Raw genomic sequence first — 17,005 nt, 5'->3', positions numbered from 1 at the left:
GCCGTCCCCTCATAAAACACATGCAAATCCCGCCGGGGAGCGATAGTGTTCTTCAGGGCGTGTGAAGAGGGGCGGCGCGTTGCGCCGGGCAAAGATGAAGCGAATGATCATGATGTTGCTTGTGTCGGCCGCAATGACCGCGCAAGCTAATGCCGCCTCCGTGACGAACAAGGATGCCGAGACGCAGGTGCTGGTGGTCGTCGAGGACGGCAGCCGCGCGGAGATCGCGCTGGAGCCGGGCACGACGGAAACCATCTGCCCGTCCGGCTGTTTCCTCACCATGCCGAATGGCGACCGCATCGCACTCGGCGGCGGAGAAGAGGTCGAGATCAAAGGCGGCGAGGCGCTGGTCAAATAGGCCACGACCGTGGTTTCCCATGACGGGAACTTAACGCTTTCTCAAAGGGATGCATCTACGCCTTAACGTGGGGAAAATCTACGTAAGAAGGCAGATCATGGGGTTCATCGGCATTTCCGGGATGCAGTATTCCGGCGCGTCTCTTTCGCATCATCGCATCATCGTTGCCGAGGATTCCAACGTCTTCACATCCATGATCTCGAAACGGCTCAAGGAGCTGTTCGATATCGACGTGGAGATCTGCCGCAGCTTCGAGGAGCTGGAGCTTGCCTATGACAAGTCCAGCGAGAAGATCACGCTGGCGATCTCCAATATCAACCTGCCGGGCGCGGAGAATGGCGAGGCGCTGAATTACCTCGTCGACCTCTCCATACCCACCATCGTCTTCACCGGCACCTTCCAACAGACGACACGCGACCAGCTCCTGTCCAAGGAGATCGTCGACTACATCCTGAAGGATAATATCTTCGCCGTCGACATGCTGGCGGAGTCCGTCTGCCGCTTCCTGACCAATCACAGTCACCACGTGCTGATCGTCGATGACAGCGCCACGGCCCGTGCGCTGCTGTCGACGCGGCTCAAAAGGTACAACTTCCGCGTCAGTGTGGCGGAGAACGGCGCGGCCGCGCTCGCGCTCCTCAAGGCGAACCCCGATATCGGGCTGATGATCACCGATTACAACATGCCCGACATCGACGGCTTCGAGCTGACGCGGCGAATCCGCAGCTCCATCGGCTCGCACCAGCTGCGGATCATCGGCATCTCGTCATCGACGGACAGGCTGCTTTCCGCGCGGTTTCTCAAGGCCGGCGGCAACGATTTCATCATGCGGCCCTTCATCGACGAGGAGTTCTACTGCCGCGTCAACCAGAACCTCGACACGCTGGCGCAGATCAGGAGCGCGCAGTTCAAGATGGCCGGCTGAGCCTGTCTTTTGCCGGCGTTTTACCTCACGTAACGTGAGATATTTCCGGCCGGATTAACGACTTGGTAAAGCGTGTGGGTTGTAATGCCCGCAGACGAATGTGTCATCGGGGTAGGGGAAGCGTGGACGTGGATTCGAATCCGCAGCGAGGACCGGCATTTCTGCGTCATACCGGCCAGAAGGTGCTGCTCGTGGAGGATTCGCGCATGTTCTCCACGGCGCTCAAGTACCGGCTCGAAAAGGAGCTTGGCCTGGATGTCACCCACTGCTCCAGCATGGCGGCGGTACGGACCATCTTCCAGGGCGACGCGCCGGAATTCGCCCTTGCCGTTCTCGATCTCAACCTGCCCGACGCGCCGAATTGCGAAGCGCTCGACTACGTGATCTCGAAGGGCATCGCCCCGCTCGTCTTCACCGGCTCGTTCAGCGATGCAACCCGCGACCAGATCCTGGCCAAGAACGTGCTGGATTATGTCGTGAAGGACAATCCGGCGGCGATCCAGCAGCTCGTGCTTGCGGTGGACCGCATCCTGACCAGCGGCAAGACGCAAGTGCTCGTGGTCGATTCCGATCCGGAAAGCCTTGAGAAACAGGTCAGCCTCATCGCCAAGCAGCGTTTCCAGATCATTGCCGTCGATACGGGGGCCGCCGCACTGGAGGCGCTCGATTCTCATGGCGGGATCGACATGGTCGTCTGCGATATCGCGCTCTCCGACATGAGCGGCTTCGATCTGCTCAGCGAGATCCGCAAGCGCCATGGCGACGATGCGGTGCGCGTGGTGGGGCTTGCCCAGTCCGAAGACCGCATGGTTGCCGCCCGTTTCCTTCGGGCCGGGGGCGACGAATATATCCAGAAGCCCTTCCTCATCGAGGAATTCAACAGCCGCATCTTCCATGTCGCGGCGATCCAGAAGCGGGTGCAGTCGCTGCACCGCATCGCCGCGCGCGACTACCTGACGGACATCTATAACCGCCGCTATTTCTTCGAGGCCGGGCCGCGGCTCGTCGAGCAGGCGCTTCGGCGCGGGGAGCTGATGTCGATCGCCATTCTCGACATCGACCACTTCAAGCGGCTGAACGATACCTACGGCCACGAGGTCGGCGACGTCGTGCTGAAGGCCATCGCGCGGCGGCTGAAGCATCGCGTGAGCGACCGGCATCTGCTGGCTCGTCTCGGCGGCGAGGAATTCGGCCTTATCTTCAATGGGCTGGGCCTCGACGAGGCCCTGGATTACTGCGAGCGCCTGCGTGAGGAAATTGCGGCCCAGCCGATCGATGCCGATGGCGAGCCGTTGACGATTACCGTGTCCGTCGGCCTCGCGGTCATTTCCGACCGGGAAACCTTCGACAACTACCTGAATGCCGCCGACCAGTTCCTCTACATGGCCAAGCATGCCGGCCGTAACCGGGTGTTCTCCGAACTGTCGCTGATGAAGGCGCTGGCAAGCTGATCCCCGCCGCAGGGACGGGGACCTCCTTTATTTCAGGATCGTCCGATCAGCGTGCGATGGCCGAGAGCGTCAGCTTGCGTTCGGCGCGCTCCTGCTGGGGCGAGCGGTTGTAAAGCTCGCGGTAGCACTTGGAGAAGTGCGAGGCCGAGACGAAGCCGCAGGCGACGGCGACTTCCACCACGGGCATGGAGGACTGCACCAGCAGGTGGCGGGCACGGTCGAGCCGGATTTCCAGGTAGTAGCGGGCCGGCGAGCGGCCCATTTCCTGGCGGAAAAGGCGCTCGATCTGGCGGCGCGACAGGTCCGCGCCATCGGCGATCTCCAAGAGCGAGAGCGGCTCGGAGAGGTTCTTTTCCATCAGTTCGATGATCGACAGCACCTTGGCGTTCTGCACGCCCAGTCGGGCGCGCAGCGGCAGGCGCTGGCGGTCGTGCGGGCCGCGCACGCGGTCCGTGAGGGCCTGTTCGCAGACGCGGTTGACGAGGTTTTCGCCGAAATCCTGGTCGATCAGGTTGAGCATCATGTCGAGCGAGGCCGTGCCGCCGGCGCAGGTGTAGATGTTGCCGTCGATTTCATAGAGATCGGCATAGACATCGGCCTGCGGGAATGCCTCGGCAAAGCCCGGCAGGTTTTCCCAGTGGATGGCGCAGCGCTTGCCAGAGAGGAGACCGGCCTGTGCCAGCACGTGCGCACCTGTACAGAGCGAGCCCACGGCGATGCCGCGATTGTAGACCTCGCGCAGCCAGGCATTGACCGACTTGTTGGAGAAGTCCTCGACATAGATACCGGAGCAGACCAGCACCATGGAGGGGCGGTTTTCCCCGCCGAGATGCTTGCGCTCGTCGGCAAGCGAGGAGTTCACCTCGATGCCGATGCCGCTGGAGGACAGCACCTGCTGCCCGTCCGTGGAGGCGAGACGCCAGGTATAGGCCTCGTATCCGAGCATGCGGTTGGCGATGCGCAACGTCTCGATTGCCGCCGAGAAGGGCAGCATGGAGAAGTTGGGCACGAGAAAGAAAACGAGAGAGCGCTTCTTGACGTCTTGCTTGTTCATCGGCGTGTCCATGCTGGTGAGGCGGAATGTCGCAATCGTCGCAGGCAAGCCGGCCGTCGCGCTAGTATTTTTGCGACAGGAAAAAGGATGGTTGCGACCGGGACGTATGCCGTATCGCTGAGATGTCAGCGTCTTCCGGCGAAATTATGACAAAAGTGCATGGGTTGCGTATTTGCGACGTCGCTTGCGCCATGGCCGGATTGCGACGGCGGTGCTTCTTCAAGGCCCGCTGTTTGACAAGACTGTCCGGCGCAGCGAGAAAGCAGCCATCGAAAGAGAGGCGACAAATGCTGCCAGATGGATATTCGGATGTGCCGGCGGGCAAACTCGCAGCGGTGGTGACGCATCTCGAAATGTGCAAGCCGCCGCAACTAGGGCCTGACCCTGAACAACCCGGCATAACGCTTGCGCATGTCGAGACGCCTGATACCGCATGGTATCGCGATCTTTACGCGCGCGTCGGCACCGATTGGCTTTGGGATTCGCGCCTCAGAATGGCGGAATCGGACCTCGCGGCGATTCTGACCGATCCCGACGTCGAGGTCTATGCGGTGATGAAGGATGGCCGCGCGGAGGGCCTGCTGGAACTGGATTTCCGCGAGGAGGGGGCCTGCGAACTCGCCTTCTTCGGTCTCACGCCCGCGATGGTCGGGAACGGTACGGGACGCTGGTTGATGAACCGGGCGATTGCGCGCGCCTGGTCGCGGGAGGGGCACGCACCGATCGGGCGCTTCTGGGTGCACACCTGCACGCTCGATTCGCCGCAGGCGCTGAATTTCTACATTCGCTCGGGTTTCGTGCCGGTGAAGCGGCAGGTCGAGGTCTTCGACGATCCGCGCCTGACCGGCGTGCTGCCGGAAACCGCGGCGCCCCAGGTGCCGATCCTGCGGGCCTGATGCAAAACCGCCGGCTTGACGTTGTCTGTCAGAGCCGGCGGCCTAGGCTTGGTCGATATGCGGCGTACAGCCGTTACAGTCTGCCGTCATCGTGTCGACTTGGGCGCTGTGTTGATTGCCGCGCGGAAGCCGATGTCCTTGCGCAGGTCATAGGGCATGCTTTCCATCTCACGCTCCTGACGGCTGCGTTCCCATGCGGAGACGATCCGCCCGAAGAGTTCGCGGACGAGATGAGCAAGGCTGTGGCCGAACCGGGCGCCCGTTGCGCGCCGTTCCTGCCGATGTTCCAGTACGAGTGTCATGTTAGGTTCCTTTCGTGCTTGGGAGTTCCGAAAGGTCGCGACCATGGTCAGACTGTGCCGCAACCCAATGCATCAATCAAACGAATATATTTGATCCGATTGATCAGTGTTCTTCATGGTCTGACGCTGGCGGCCACTGGATATCCCGCTTGAGGTAGTCCGGCAGCTGGGCCAGTTCCCAGGCCGCGTGATCGACGGAGAGACGCCGGCGGCGGGCCTGGATTTTCTCGCTCACGAACCGCCGTATGGTATAGTAGAAGCCATTTCCGCGGGCGCGAACGGCAATATCGCCGCCGAATATGGGAGATTTTTCGCTTTTCATGGCGTTTTTTCCTCATGTTCGTTTGTTTGCCCGTTGACTATCCGCCTCACTCGGTTTTCAATCAAACGAAATGAAATGAGCTTTCACTTCATTTTTTCTGATCCATGGAGATTGGCCATGAACCTGTTGATGCGTCAGACGCTGCCGCTGCTCGAGCTGGATATCCTGCGAACGTTCGTGGCGATTGCCGAGACCGGCAACTTCACGACAGCAGCCGAGACCGTGCATCGCACGCCGTCGGCCGTCTCCATGCAGATCAAGAAACTCGAGGAGATGCTGGGCTGCTCGCTGTTTCGCCGCGATGCCCGTTCGGTCGTGCTCACTCACCAGGGCGAGGTGCTCCTGTCCTACGCGCGCCGGCTGATCGCGCTCAGCAATGAAGCGGTCTCACGCTTCATGATGCCCGAAATGAACGGCGTCGTGCGCCTTGGCGCGCCTGATGATGTGGGCGAGCTGATCCTGCCGGAAGTGCTGCGGCGCTTTGCCGAAACCTACCCGTCGATTGCCGTCAACGTATCGATCGAGACCAGCAGCACCCTGCGCCGCGCGGTCGCCGAGCGGCGTCTCGATCTGGCGATCTTCAACGCGACCGATGGCACGCTTCCGGTTCCCGGCGAAATCCTGCTGAAGGAACAGCTGGTCTGGGCGGGAAAGAACTGCGGCAACGCCTATCTGAAAAATCCGCTTCCCGTCTCCGTCTGGGAAGAAGGCTGCATCTGGCGCGCGCGTGCCCTGGAGGAGTTGAGCCAGTCGGGGCGCGATTTCCGGGTCGCCTATTTCTGCGCCCACCACATGGGCCAGCGCGCGGCCATTCGCGCCGACCTCGCCGTCGCACCGCTCGCGCGCTTCCTGGTCGGTGACGACATGGTGGCACTGGGCGAGAAGGACGGCCTGCCGGACCTCGGCCACTATCTCATCGGTCTCGTCGTCAACGAGGAAGCGGAAGCGCCCGCGCAGGCGGTCGCAGACTATATCCGCTCCGCCTTCGCCCGCATGGAGCGGCGGCCGATGGACATGCTGCAAGTCGCCTGCTGATTTGGGAGGGCCGGGCGATCAGCCCGGCTTTCGCCTATTCGTAGGTATAGGACGCGCACATGTCCGCATCGCTCGCGGGCGGCTGCGGGGTCGAGAAGACCGCGAGAACGGTGCCGCTGCCTTCGCTCGTCTCCCAGGAGGCGACATAGGTGACGGGCGCGCCGCACAGCGTATTGCCGTTGAGCAGGACGGGATCGCGCGCCTCCGCGAGGCTGAAGACATGGGCCTCCACCGATTGGCCGTCGACCGTGAACCGGTCGGCCACCTGCTCCTCGAAGGTGAGCTGTTCGCCGTTTTCGAAGGTGATGCCGGTCTCGTCCAGCTCTATATCGCCGGTGATGGAGACGGCTGTGTTGCTGACGGCCGTATAGGTCTCGGCGAAAGCGGGCGAGGCGAGCACGACGCAAAGGGCGGTGGCGGCGATGGCGGAACTGGTCATGGTGTTCTCATTCTTTTCGGCAGGCTATCGTAGAGCCGCTTTCGGACGAAGAAAAGACCGGCCGCTTCATTCGCGGTTGCGCCGCCGACGGCGGCCGCCGCCTTCGCCGCCGCCCTCGTCGGACGGCACCTTGCGTTCGGGCAGCGTCACGACCTTGGCGAGTTCGGGGAAGGGGTCGACCTTGTTCGGCATCGCCATGGCGTTGACGAAGAGCTGCTGGAAATGCGGCTCGAGCGCCGTCTCGATCTTCTCGATGCGGCTGACCTCGCGCTCGATCTCGCGGCGGTGGTCGCGGTTGAGCAGCGCCATCAGTGCGCCTGTGCCTGCCGCATTGCCGACGGCCTTCACCTCGTTGAGGTCGCAATCCGGGATGAGGCCCAGCACCATCGCGTATTTCGGATCGATGAAGGAGCCGAAGGCGCCGGCAAAGCGGATCGTATCGACATGGTCGACGCCCTGCTTTTCCATCAGCAGCTTGATGCCGGCATAGAGCGCCGATTTGGCGAGCTGGATGGCGCGGATGTCGTTCTGCGTCACCGTGATGCGCGGCTCGCCGTCATGCAGCAGATAGGAGAAGGTGCGGCCGTTCTGCAGGATGCGCGGGCTTCTCTCCGCCATGGTGCCATCGACGACGCCATCCTCGGATATGAGGCCGGTGAGATACATTTCCGCCACGACTTCGATGATCGCCGAACCGCAGATGCCTGTTATGCCGACCTTTTCGGCTCCCTCGGCAAAGCCTTCCTCGTCGGACCACTTGTCCACGCCGATGACGCGGAACTTCGGCTCCAGCGTGACGGGATCGATGCGCACGCGCTCGATGGCGCCGGGTGCTGCGCGCTGGCCGGAGGAGATTTCCGCGCCCTCGAAGGCCGGCCCGGTCGGCGAGGAGGCGGCAACGACGCGCTGGCGATTGCCGAGCACGATTTCCGCGTTGGTGCCGACATCGACCAGCAGCATCATGCGATCCTGACGGTAGGGGCCTTCGGCGAGCGTCGCCCCCGCCGCATCCGCGCCGACATGGCCGGCGATGCAGGGCAGCGTGTAGAGCCGCGCGCCGCGGTTCACGTCGATGTCCAGTTCGTGCGCCCAGTATTGCAGCGCGCCGGAGACTGCGAGCGCGAACGGCGCCTGGCCAAGTTCCGTCGGGTCGATGCCGAGGAACAGGTGGTGCATGATCGGGTTGGCGACGAAGACCATGTCGAGAATATCGTGCCGGTCGACGTCGCCTTCCGCGCAGACCTTGCCGATCAGGCCATTGACGGCTTCGCGCACGGCTTTGGTCATGGCTTCCCGGCCGTCCGGGTTCATCATGACATAGGAGACGCGGCTCATCAGGTCTTCGCCGAAGCGGATCTGCGGGTTCGACGTACCCGAAGAGGCGACGATGCGGCCGGACAGCAGCGAGACGAGGTGCATGGCAATCGTCGTGGAGCCGATATCGCAGGCCACGCCATAGGCCTCGTTCTTCAGGCCGGGCCAGAGGCCGACGATAAACGGGCGTGAACTGTCCATATCGCGGTGGATGGCGGCGGTGACGCCCCAGCTGCCCTTGCGCAGGATCGACTGCACCTGCGGGATGAGATGGGGCGCGATCAGCAGGTCTTTCCAGCCCCAGTCCTTTTCCAGCATCACCTTCAGGCGGTCGAGATCGCCCAGCGGCTTGTGCATGTCGGGCTCGTCCACCTCGACATAGCAGAGCTGGACGGCGGCGTTGCGCTCGATCACGCGGTCGGTCGCGGCCTTGCGCACCACCTGCGCATTGATGACGGTGTCCTGCGGCACGTCCACGACGAGGTCGCCGAGGATGAGGGCGGAGCAGGAGAGGCGGCGTCCTTCGGGCAGGCCGCGGACCTTTTCGTAACGCTCCTCCTTCGGGCCCTTTTCCGAGATGTGGTCGAGCGAGGAGACGATCTTGTGCTTGGCGAAATTGCCTTCCTGCACCTCGATCTGACAGCGCCCGCAGGTCGCGCGCCCGCCGCACACGCTCTCGACGTAGACGCCGAGTTTTCGGGCGGCTTCGAGAACCGGGGTGCCGACCGGGAAGCGGCCGCGCTTGCCCGAGGGCATGAAGAGGACCAGCGGTTCTTTTGCCGAGGCTTCGGTCATGTTGATCTCGCTTTCCCCTTCAATGCGCATCGGATCGGTCTTTCTACGGCCGGCTGGGCCGCCTCATGTCTTCTTGCGGGAAAGGCGGCGCATATTGCTGCGCACGCGCTTGCCGTAGGGTTTCAGCGCGGCCTGCGAAACCGCACGGACCGTGCTTTCCGGCGAGGCCGCCGTCATCATGGCTTTCGCCAGAGCAAAATTGGCCGCCACGGCGCTTTCCGCCGCGGCAGCCATCTTTTCCGTGACCATCCGGGTCATCTCGGCGGTGTTCTGCGTCGAGCCGGTCAGCGCCGCCATGCCCATCTCCTGGCAGCGCATGGCGATCACCAGAGGCGCCTCCAGCCACAGGCTGAAGGCGTCGTGGCGGAACTGGCGCCCGCCGGCCATTATTCGCGCGCCGCGCCCGCACCGGCGCGGGCTGCACGACCACCGCGGCGGCCGCCGGCAGGCGCAGGAGCTGCGGCGCCAGCGCCGGCCGAGGCACCGCCCTCGGCGGGCTTGTGATCGCGGTAGGTCATGATCCAGTTGGTGCAGTTGGGGTCCGTGCCGTTCAGCACGTTGGCCGCGCGCACAGCCTCCATTTCCTGTGGGCGGCAGGGGTTCATGATGGCGGATGTCATGCCTGCGCCGATGACCATGGGAATGAAGCCGGCATTGATGCCGTGACGGTGCGGCAGGCCGAAGGAGATGTTGGAGAGGCCGCAGGTCGTGTTGACCTTCAGTTCGTTGCGCAGGCGGTAAAGCAGCTGGAAGACCTGGCGGCCGGCATCGCCCAGCGCGCCGATCGGCATGACGAGCGGGTCGACGACGATGTCGTGCGGCTTGATGCCGTGGTCCATGGCACGCTCGACGATCTTCTTGGCGACGGCGAAGCGCACGTCCGGGTCCATGGAGATGCCGGTCTCGTCGTTGGAGATGGCAACCACGGGCACATCGTATTTCTTGACGAGCGGCAGGATCGCCTCGAGCTTTTCCTCCTCACCCGTGACCGAGTTCACCAGCGGGCGGCCCTTTGCGACCTTGAGGCCGGCTTCGATGGCTGCCGTCACCGAACTGTCGATGGCAAGCGGGATATCGACGAGGCCCTGCACGATCTCCAGCGTCTGGACGAGCAGGCCCGGCTCGGTCTCGTTAGGATTGACGGAGGTCACGCCGGCATTGATGTCCAGCATCGTGGCACCGGCGGCGACCTGTTCCAGCGCATCCTTGATGACGGTCTCGAAATTGCCGGCCTGCATTTCCGCGGCCAGCTTCTTGCGGCCGGTCGGGTTGATGCGCTCGCCGATGACGCAGAAGGGCTGGTCGAAACCGATGACGATTTCGCGGGTGGCCGAGGCGACGATGGTGCGTGTCATATAAGGTCCTCTGAGGCGGGGCGCCGATTGTGATCTAGCGCGCGATATCGGGTGTTACAATGCTGGTCGGCGGACGAAGCGGGAACCCCTCATCCGGCCCTTGCGGGCCACCTTCTCCCTCGCGGGGAAAAGGTGCCGGCAGGTGGATGAGGGGGCAATCTCCTGCATGGCTTACCGTCCGTTCAAAGCGGCTGCTGGGCGGCCTGCCCGGCGAGTTTCTGCTGGTCCTGCTCATGGCCGTCCCGGGCCATCTCGATGCGTTCGGCAACGAGCTGGTCGACAGGGTTCGGCTCGCGCTTCCAGGGCTTGCGCCCCTTCAGGACGCCGGAATCATGCACCATTTCCGCGACATATTCTTCCTGCCGGTACGCCATGACGTGAATGCCGGAAACGCCCTCGATCTCCTTCACCTCGTTGATGATGTCGATGCAGAGCTGCTTGCCCTCCTTCTTCTGGTCCTCCGCGCCTTCCAGGCGCTTGATGACGGAATCGGGAATGTGGATGCCCGGCACGTTGGAGCGGATCCACTTGGCGGTCTTGGCCGACGCCATGGGGCCCACGCCCACGAGGATGTAGCACTTCTCGTGCAGGCCGAGGTCGCGCACCTTCTTCATGTATTCGCGGAACATCGGCACGTCGAAGCAATACTGGCTCTGCACGAACTGCGCGCCGGCCTCGATCTTCTTGGCGAGGCGGTAGGGGCGGAAGTCGTAGGGCGGGGCGAAAGGATTGATCGCGGCGCCGAGGAACACCTTCGGCGGCGTTGTCAGCTTGCGGCCGGACAGGAACTTGGAATTGTCGCGCATGACGCGCACGGTTTCGAGCAGCGACATGCAGTCGAGATCGAAGACGGGCTTTGCGCCGGGCTGGTCGCCGGCCTGCACGCCGTCGCCGGTCAGGCACATGATGTTGCACACGCCCATGGCGGCGGCACCGAGAACGTCGCCCTGTATGGCGATGCGGTTCTTGTCGCGGCAGGCGATCTGCATGATCGGCGCATAACCCATGCGGGTCAAAAGCGCGCAGATGCCGAACGACGACATGTGGCAGTTAGCGCCCGACGCATCGACCGCATTGATGCCGTCGACCCAGCCGTCGAAGATCGCCGCGCGTTCGTAGACGTCTTCCGGGTTGGCGCTGTCGGGCGGGTTCAGTTCCGTCGTCACGGCGAATTCACCGCGCCTGAGCACCCGTTCCAGCCGGCCCAGCGAGGAATGGCCGGGCAGGGGATCGAGCGGCAGGTGGGCCCCTAGCGGGTTTTCGTCGATATGCGCCATGCTCAGGCGTCCTTTCCGGCGGCGGCGGCCGCTTCACGGGCAGCGGCGGCTTCCGCGGTCACGCGCAGCCAGGACGAGGTCTCGCGCAGCGACTGGTTCACCGGCTTCTGCACGTTCATGATGGCGTCTCCCTTCACCATGTTCTGCGAGCCCTTCCAGGCCTGGACCCAAACGCAGGGCATGTCCGGTTCCACCTCGCAGTTGCCATTGGCACGCACCCCGCCGCAGGGGCCGTTGCGCAACTGCTTGGGACAGTTCATCGGGCAGGACATGCCCGTGGACGACAGCGCGCACTGGCCGCACATGCGACAGTCGAAAAGAAAACCCTTCACATGCTTTTCGACGAAGGTGATGGGTCGCTCGACGCGCTGGTAGCCGAAGAGCTTCCAGACGGGGTGGAGAAGCAGGAAGGCTTCCGCGAAACGGTGGTAGAACCACTCGAAAAAACGGGAATGGCGCACCGCCCAGAGGCGGATCGTGTATTTGTGGCGCGACCGGCGGTTCGGCGAGACGCCTGATGGCGTGAAGGCGCCCGTGGCGGCCTTCTTGGCGGGCGCGGCGTTGCCGGGCTTCTGCGCGCCTTCGAGCTTCGGTTCTCCGAGTTTCGGATCAGCCATTGTCGCGCCCTCCGGCCTTGACGAGGGCGACCAGCCGCTCGCGGTCATAGGCGGCCTCGATCTCGGCGACGGCCTTGTCGGCTTCCGCCTCCAGGTCGTCGGAAACGGGCTCGGGGGCGGCCTTGCGCCATTCGGCGAGGTAATCGTCGGTTTCCGCCGCGCCGGTGCGCATGGCGCACATGTCGATGGCCTCGGTGAAGCGCAGCGAGAGTTCCCGCTTGGCGCTGGCCCGGCCTCTCTTGATGATGACCTGGGCGGGGATATCGCGCCAGTAGACGATGATGCGGTCTGCCATGTCGAATTTCTCCCGGAGCATTGCCGCGCGTCTTCAGCCGGAAATGCTCTACCCCCTCTGCCGCAACTGCGGGCGGAAAGCGCTCGGCGTCTTCCTCCCGTTGCTATGCTGACAATGCGTGCTGGCGTCGTCGCGGGCTCTACTCGCCACGACTGCCTCATGCTCAAAAACGACGTCGGATTCGACCTCGCCGGGAGGACCTACCAGATGCCGCGGGTCACGCCGTTCCAGAGCCAGGTCCAGATCGGCGGATGATACCATTGTCGCGATGGTGCCGCTATTTTCAAGGGCTTGAGGTTACCCGTCACCGCTTCGTCGAGCGCCTGCACGACAAGGCCGGTGGCGGCGGCCGTCTGGAGGAGCGGATAGGTGTGCATCGTGTCGCGTTTGGAAGGTTTGATGCGCATCTGGTGGAGCACGCCGCCGGTGTCGACGCCGGCATCCACGAGATGGATCGTCGTGCCGAAATTCGCCTCATCCGACCGCACGCGCGACCAGTATCCGCCTTGCAGGCCGCGATATTGCGGGTTGATGCCCGCATGCAGGTTCAAGACCGGGCAGGGTATGGCGGCGAGCGTCTCGGCCTTCAGCATGCGCGTGCTGACCAAAAGCAGGGCGGCCGGCCGGATCTCGGCGATCGCGGCCAGGAACGCCGGGCTGTTGGCGGAGGGAACGGCCACGCGGCGAATTGCCGGATCGGGCGACGGGTCGGCGCCGAAGGTTTTAAGGATTTCGGCGGTGCGTTTCCTGGTGAAGCGCTTGCCGTATTTGGAGACGACCATGGTCGCGAGCTGCCCCAGCGCCTGGATCCAGCCGAGTTTTTTTGCGCGGCGGCGGATGAACAGCGCTTTCGACTCGGGCTCTTCCTCGATCACCACAAGATTAGGGAAGGCCGCCTTGACGGCATTGACGACGATTTCCGGGTTGGGTCCGGGCTGAATCAGCACTGCCACCGCTTCCGTCCGTATTGCCTGCTGCGTCATGTCGATACCTCGCCGATTTCTGGCGGGCATGATCGGATCCCGCTCTTAGAAAGGCGTAACCGAGGGCGCGGGATTTGCGGGCAGGGCTAAGAATTGGTTAGCGGGCGCCGAGCACGGCGCCGGTCAGGTCGCCGTAGCCGGTGAAGCGGTATTCGTAGGTGAGCCCGAGATAGCCGGCCGCCTCTTTCGCCTTCTGCTGCAGGGCCTCGTCCTCGACCTGTGAGAGATAGACGAGTTTGGTGTAGTTGCCGAAATACATATCCTTAAGCTGCGGATGCCGGTCGAGGCCGAGCGGCTCGATGACGAAGGCGCGGAACTGGCGGGCCAGGAAGTCGGTGAGGAAGAACGCGGTCACGTCGTCATCCTTCGCGGCGAAGGCCTCGTTGCCGGCGAAGAAGGAGTAACAGTGCGGTCCGGCGATCCGCTCGACGCCGAGCTTTTCGCAGACCCGGTCGAGCAGCCCGCCGGTGCCGCAATCGGCATAGCCCACGAAGACACGGGAGAAGCCTTCGGCGCGCGCCTCTTGAACCGCTTTTTCGACGCCGGGCGCAATCTTTTCGGGATGGGCGTGCCAGATGGCGGGCAGGCAGACGAGGTCGATGTGATCGAGGCCGTTTGCATCGCGGATCGCGATGATCTCGCGCGCGATCGCACCGCACGCGATCACGCGAACTTTTTCGCGTCTCGTGCGTTTAGACGCCGGACTTCCAAGCCGAAGTTCTGCGTCAACCACATCCATTTAGAGGGACTCCCACCATGACTGCGACAAATCTGAGCAAGATCAGCATCGTTCTCGCCGCGCTTCTGGCGCTCAGCGCCTGCGGCAACACCATTCGCGGCGTGGGCAGGGATACGGCCAATGCCGTTGATGCGACGCAGGATGCCGGCCGCAGCGTCGAGCGTGCCGCTCGATAAATCTCGTGGTCAGGCGGCGCGCTTTCAAGGCGCCGCCTGATATTTCACGTCAGCCGGCAAGCATGTTGTGCTTGCGCTTCATGAATTCCTTGGCGGTTTCCACGGCAACGGCCGCATCGCGGCAATAGGCGTCCGCACCGACGGCCTTGCCGAATTCCTCGTTGAGCGGCGCGCCGCCGACCAGGACGACGTAATCGTCGCGCAGGCCCTTTTCCTTCATCGTGTCGATGACGACCTTCATATAGGGCATGGTGGTCGTCAGAAGCGCAGACATGCCGAGGATATCGGGCTGTTCGCGCTCGATGGCTTCCAGATAGTTTTCGACCGGGTTGTTGATGCCGAGGTCGATCACGTCGAAGCCCGCACCTTCCATCATCATGCCGACGAGGTTCTTGCCGATGTCGTGGATGTCGCCCTTGACGGTGCCGATCACCATCTTGCCCTGCTTCGGCGCGCCGGTGGCGGCAAGCAGGGGACGCAGGATCGCCATGCCGGCCTTCATGGCGTTTGCCGACAGGAGAACTTCCGGCACGAAGAGAATGCCGTCGCGGAAATCGACGCCGACGATGCGCATGCCTTCGACGAGGGCCTGGGTGAGCACGTCGTAGGGCGCCCAGCCGCGCTCCAGCAGGATGTTGGTGCCCTCTTCGATTTCCTCCTTCAGGCCGTCGTAGAGGTCGTCGTGCATCTGCTGCACAAGCTCTTCGTCGGAGAGATCGGCGAGAATGATTTCGTCGTCAGACATTGTGTTTCCTCGTCTCCATTGGCGCTGCGGTCGGCAGGCTCCTCACCCTAGAAATATCCGTCCTCGTGTCGCAATCCGATTTCGAAAACGACGTCGCATACAGTGAAAAGCGACCCGGCGAAAACATGCCGCGATCTTACGCTGCAAAACGGTGAATTGACAGCGCAAACAAGAGAATGCCGCTACGATCCCGGCGGCGTCCGCATTATGATCGCGCCAAAGCCGGTATCCAGCGTGCGCCATTGCTTGGCGCTTTGAGACCCGCCCCGATCCGGCGGCTTGCTAGCATAGCAAAAGAGGCGCTTTCGGGCGCGGGAAGAAAGGGAAGACGGATCATGAGCGAGGGCATTGAGCAGGTGGCAGGCGAGGGCACCCAGGAAGGTGGCGGGCGTCGCTCGCGGGAGGGGCGCGGCGCGGCCGCACGGCGCGCATCGCGCACCGGTGGCGGTCCGGGCCCGTCGCTGCCCTATATCACCCGCAAGATCAGGGAATACGAGGTTCTCGACGAGGAAGGCCTGCAGCTCATCGAAGCCAATGCGGACCTCATCCTGGAGGAAATCGGCATCGAGTTCCGCGAGGATCCGGAAGCGCTCCAGCTGTGGCGGGACGCCGGCGCTGACGTGCGCGGCGAGCGCGTGCATTTTCCCAAGGGACTGTGCCGCGAACTCTTGAAGACTGCACCGTCGCAGTTCACCTGGCATGCCCGCAACCCCGAGCGCAGCGTCCAGATCGGCGGCAAGGCCACCGTTTTCGTGCCGGTCTACGGCCCGCCCTTCGTGCGCGACCTCGAAGGCGTCAGGCGCTATGCGACGATCGAGGACTTCCGCAATTTCGTGAAGCTCGCCTATATGGCGCCGTCCATGCATTCGTCGGGCGGCACGGTCTGCGAGCCGGTGGACATTCCGGTGAACAAGCGTCACCTGGACATGGTCTACAGCCACCTGAAATATTCCGACAAGCCGTTCATGGGCTCGGTCACCGCGCCGGAACGCGCGGAAGATTCGATCGCCATGGCCAGGATCGTGTTCGGCGACGAATTCGTCGAGAACAACACGGTCATGATGAACCTCATCAACGCCAATTCGCCGATGGTCTTCGACGAGACCATGGTGGGCGCGCTGAAGGTCTATGCCCGGCATAACCAGGCCTGCGTCGTCTCGCCGTTCATCCTGTCGGGCGCGATGAGCCCGGTGACCGTTGCCGGCACGCTGACGCAGATCCTCGCAGAGGTTCTCGCCGGCGCCTCCTTCACCCAGCTCATCCGCAAGGGCGCGCCGGTGCTGTTCGGCACCTTCGCCGCGTCGATCTCCATGCAGTCGGGCGCGCCGACCTTCGGTTCGCCGGAGCCGTCGCTGGTCTCCTACGGCGCAGCACAGCTCGCCCGCCGCCTCGGTCTGCCGTTCCGTACCGGCGGCTCGCTCTGCGGTTCGAAGGTTCCGGATGCGCAGGCGGCACACGAATCCGCCAACACGCTCAACATGACGCTGCTGGCCGGCACGAATTTCGTGCTGCACGCGGCGGGCTGGCTCGAAGGCGGCCTCGTTTCGTCCTACGAGAAGTTCATGATCGACCAGGACCAGCTCGGCATGATGCAGAAATTCGCCGAAGGCATCGACCTCTCGGAGAATGCGCAGGCGCTCGACGCCATCCGCGAAGTGGGTCCGGGCAGCCATTATCTCGGCTGCGCCCATACCCAGGCCAACTTCCAGACCGCCTTCTATCGCTCGCCGCTCGCCGACAACAACTCGTTCGAGCAGTGGGAGATCGAAGGGCAGAAGCGCATCGAGGAGCGCGCCAACGCGTTGTGCCGCAGCTGGCTCGACAGCTACGAGGCGCCGCATCTCGACCCGGCCATCGACGACGCGCTTCTCGCCTTCATCAAGGAGCGCAAGGACTCGATGCCGGACGCCTTCACCTGAAAGGGTCC

The 17,005-nt window shown here is 63.4% G+C and carries 20 protein-coding genes; 7 read left to right on the top strand and 13 right to left on the bottom strand.

The features are described from left to right. Nucleotides 1-103: 103 nt before the first annotated feature. The 3 genes from B5M41_RS08040 to B5M41_RS08030 all read left to right on the top strand — a co-directional run bounded on the left by B5M41_RS08040 (nt 104) and on the right by B5M41_RS08030 (nt 2,734). Nucleotides 104-358 (top strand): hypothetical protein, encoded by a 255-nt coding sequence (locus B5M41_RS08040; RefSeq protein WP_329959088.1) that lies wholly within the window; start codon nt 104-106, stop codon nt 356-358. Between the two features lie 97 nt (nt 359-455). Further along, complete coding sequence (locus B5M41_RS08035) at nt 456-1,283, top strand: response regulator (RefSeq protein WP_134649481.1); 828 nt, start codon at nt 456-458, stop codon at nt 1,281-1,283. A 128-nt stretch (nt 1,284-1,411) separates the two neighbouring features. Continuing rightward, complete coding sequence (locus B5M41_RS08030) at nt 1,412-2,734, top strand: GGDEF domain-containing response regulator (protein WP_230640021.1); 1,323 nt, start codon at nt 1,412-1,414, stop codon at nt 2,732-2,734. Between the two features lie 46 nt (nt 2,735-2,780). Here B5M41_RS08030 and B5M41_RS08025 read toward each other — a convergent pair whose 3' ends face one another. Then, the gene (locus B5M41_RS08025) at nt 2,781-3,788 is read right to left on the bottom strand and encodes a GlxA family transcriptional regulator (RefSeq protein ID WP_134649479.1); all 1,008 of its coding nucleotides are present in this window, start codon (nt 3,786-3,788) and stop codon (nt 2,781-2,783) included. A gap of 287 nt (nt 3,789-4,075) precedes the next feature. On the opposite strand from B5M41_RS08025, the gene B5M41_RS08020 reads away from it, so the two are divergent. Then, entirely contained in the window at nt 4,076-4,684 is a 609-nt protein-coding gene (locus B5M41_RS08020; protein WP_134649478.1) for a GNAT family N-acetyltransferase, read from the top strand. A gap of 86 nt (nt 4,685-4,770) precedes the next feature. Here the strand turns inward: B5M41_RS08020 and B5M41_RS08015 are convergent, their stop codons facing one another. Both B5M41_RS08015 and B5M41_RS08010 read right to left on the bottom strand, forming a co-directional pair. Next, nucleotides 4,771-4,986 carry a hypothetical protein gene (locus B5M41_RS08015; RefSeq protein ID WP_134649477.1) on the bottom strand — a complete coding sequence of 72 codons (216 nt, stop codon included), beginning with the start codon at nt 4,984-4,986 and terminating at the stop codon, nt 4,771-4,773. A 103-nt stretch (nt 4,987-5,089) separates the two neighbouring features. Further along, a complete protein-coding gene (locus tag B5M41_RS08010; RefSeq protein ID WP_134649476.1) occupies nt 5,090-5,308 on the bottom strand; it encodes a hypothetical protein in 219 nt (72 codons plus the stop codon). A 117-nt stretch (nt 5,309-5,425) separates the two neighbouring features. On the opposite strand from B5M41_RS08010, the gene B5M41_RS08005 reads away from it, so the two are divergent. Further along, on the top strand, nt 5,426-6,343 hold the full coding sequence (locus tag B5M41_RS08005; RefSeq protein ID WP_134649475.1) for a LysR family transcriptional regulator: 918 nt from the start codon (nt 5,426-5,428) through the stop codon (nt 6,341-6,343). A 34-nt stretch (nt 6,344-6,377) separates the two neighbouring features. On the opposite strand, the gene B5M41_RS08000 is transcribed toward B5M41_RS08005, so the two are convergent. The 9 genes from B5M41_RS08000 to B5M41_RS07960 form a co-directional block, all read right to left on the bottom strand. Beyond that, complete coding sequence (locus B5M41_RS08000) at nt 6,378-6,782, bottom strand: hypothetical protein (protein ID WP_134649474.1); 405 nt, start codon at nt 6,780-6,782, stop codon at nt 6,378-6,380. A 66-nt stretch (nt 6,783-6,848) separates the two neighbouring features. Then, nucleotides 6,849-8,921: an ASKHA domain-containing protein gene (locus B5M41_RS07995; RefSeq protein ID WP_134649473.1), complete on the bottom strand. Its 2,073-nt coding sequence runs from the start codon at nt 8,919-8,921 to the stop codon at nt 6,849-6,851. 33 nt (nt 8,922-8,954) lie between these two features. After that, the gene (locus B5M41_RS07990) at nt 8,955-9,278 is read right to left on the bottom strand and encodes a hypothetical protein (protein ID WP_134649472.1); all 324 of its coding nucleotides are present in this window, start codon (nt 9,276-9,278) and stop codon (nt 8,955-8,957) included. Further along, a complete protein-coding gene (locus B5M41_RS07985) occupies nt 9,278-10,246 on the bottom strand; it encodes a methyltetrahydrofolate cobalamin methyltransferase (protein ID WP_134649471.1) in 969 nt (322 codons plus the stop codon). The genes B5M41_RS07990 and B5M41_RS07985 overlap by 1 nt, the downstream gene beginning before the upstream one ends. Before the next feature lie 182 nt (nt 10,247-10,428). Next, nucleotides 10,429-11,523 carry a methylenetetrahydrofolate reductase gene (locus B5M41_RS07980; protein WP_134649470.1) on the bottom strand — a complete coding sequence of 365 codons (1,095 nt, stop codon included), beginning with the start codon at nt 11,521-11,523 and terminating at the stop codon, nt 10,429-10,431. 2 nt (nt 11,524-11,525) lie between these two features. Continuing rightward, nucleotides 11,526-12,140: a methylenetetrahydrofolate reductase C-terminal domain-containing protein gene (locus B5M41_RS07975; RefSeq protein WP_134649469.1), complete on the bottom strand. Its 615-nt coding sequence runs from the start codon at nt 12,138-12,140 to the stop codon at nt 11,526-11,528. Next, the gene (locus B5M41_RS07970; RefSeq protein WP_134649468.1) at nt 12,133-12,435 is read right to left on the bottom strand and encodes a virulence factor; all 303 of its coding nucleotides are present in this window, start codon (nt 12,433-12,435) and stop codon (nt 12,133-12,135) included. The genes B5M41_RS07975 and B5M41_RS07970 overlap by 8 nt, the downstream gene beginning before the upstream one ends. Nucleotides 12,436-12,635: 200 nt before the next feature. Then, nucleotides 12,636-13,448, bottom strand: a complete 813-nt coding sequence (locus B5M41_RS07965; RefSeq protein ID WP_134649467.1) for a formyl transferase — start codon at nt 13,446-13,448, stop codon at nt 12,636-12,638. A gap of 67 nt (nt 13,449-13,515) precedes the next feature. Further along, on the bottom strand, nt 13,516-14,157 hold the full coding sequence (locus B5M41_RS07960) for a DUF1638 domain-containing protein (RefSeq protein ID WP_134649466.1): 642 nt from the start codon (nt 14,155-14,157) through the stop codon (nt 13,516-13,518). A gap of 17 nt (nt 14,158-14,174) precedes the next feature. Here B5M41_RS07960 and B5M41_RS07955 point away from each other — a divergent pair, with 17 nt between their 5' ends. Next, nucleotides 14,175-14,333 carry an entericidin domain-containing protein gene (locus B5M41_RS07955; RefSeq protein ID WP_134649465.1) on the top strand — a complete coding sequence of 53 codons (159 nt, stop codon included), beginning with the start codon at nt 14,175-14,177 and terminating at the stop codon, nt 14,331-14,333. 49 nt (nt 14,334-14,382) lie between these two features. Here B5M41_RS07955 and B5M41_RS07950 read toward each other — a convergent pair whose 3' ends face one another. Beyond that, on the bottom strand, nt 14,383-15,078 hold the full coding sequence (locus B5M41_RS07950) for a corrinoid protein (protein ID WP_064330367.1): 696 nt from the start codon (nt 15,076-15,078) through the stop codon (nt 14,383-14,385). Nucleotides 15,079-15,413: 335 nt separating this feature from the next. On the opposite strand from B5M41_RS07950, the gene B5M41_RS07945 reads away from it, so the two are divergent. Next, the gene (locus tag B5M41_RS07945; protein ID WP_134649464.1) at nt 15,414-16,997 is read left to right on the top strand and encodes a trimethylamine methyltransferase family protein; all 1,584 of its coding nucleotides are present in this window, start codon (nt 15,414-15,416) and stop codon (nt 16,995-16,997) included. Nucleotides 16,998-17,005 lie beyond the last annotated feature (8 nt).

The sequence above is a fragment of the Shinella sumterensis genome (assembly GCF_004514425.2).
Lineage (GTDB): Bacteria > Pseudomonadota > Alphaproteobacteria > Rhizobiales > Rhizobiaceae > Shinella > Shinella sumterensis.
Note: the sequence above shows the minus strand (reverse complement) of the source record. Positions and strands in the feature narration are given on the sequence as shown.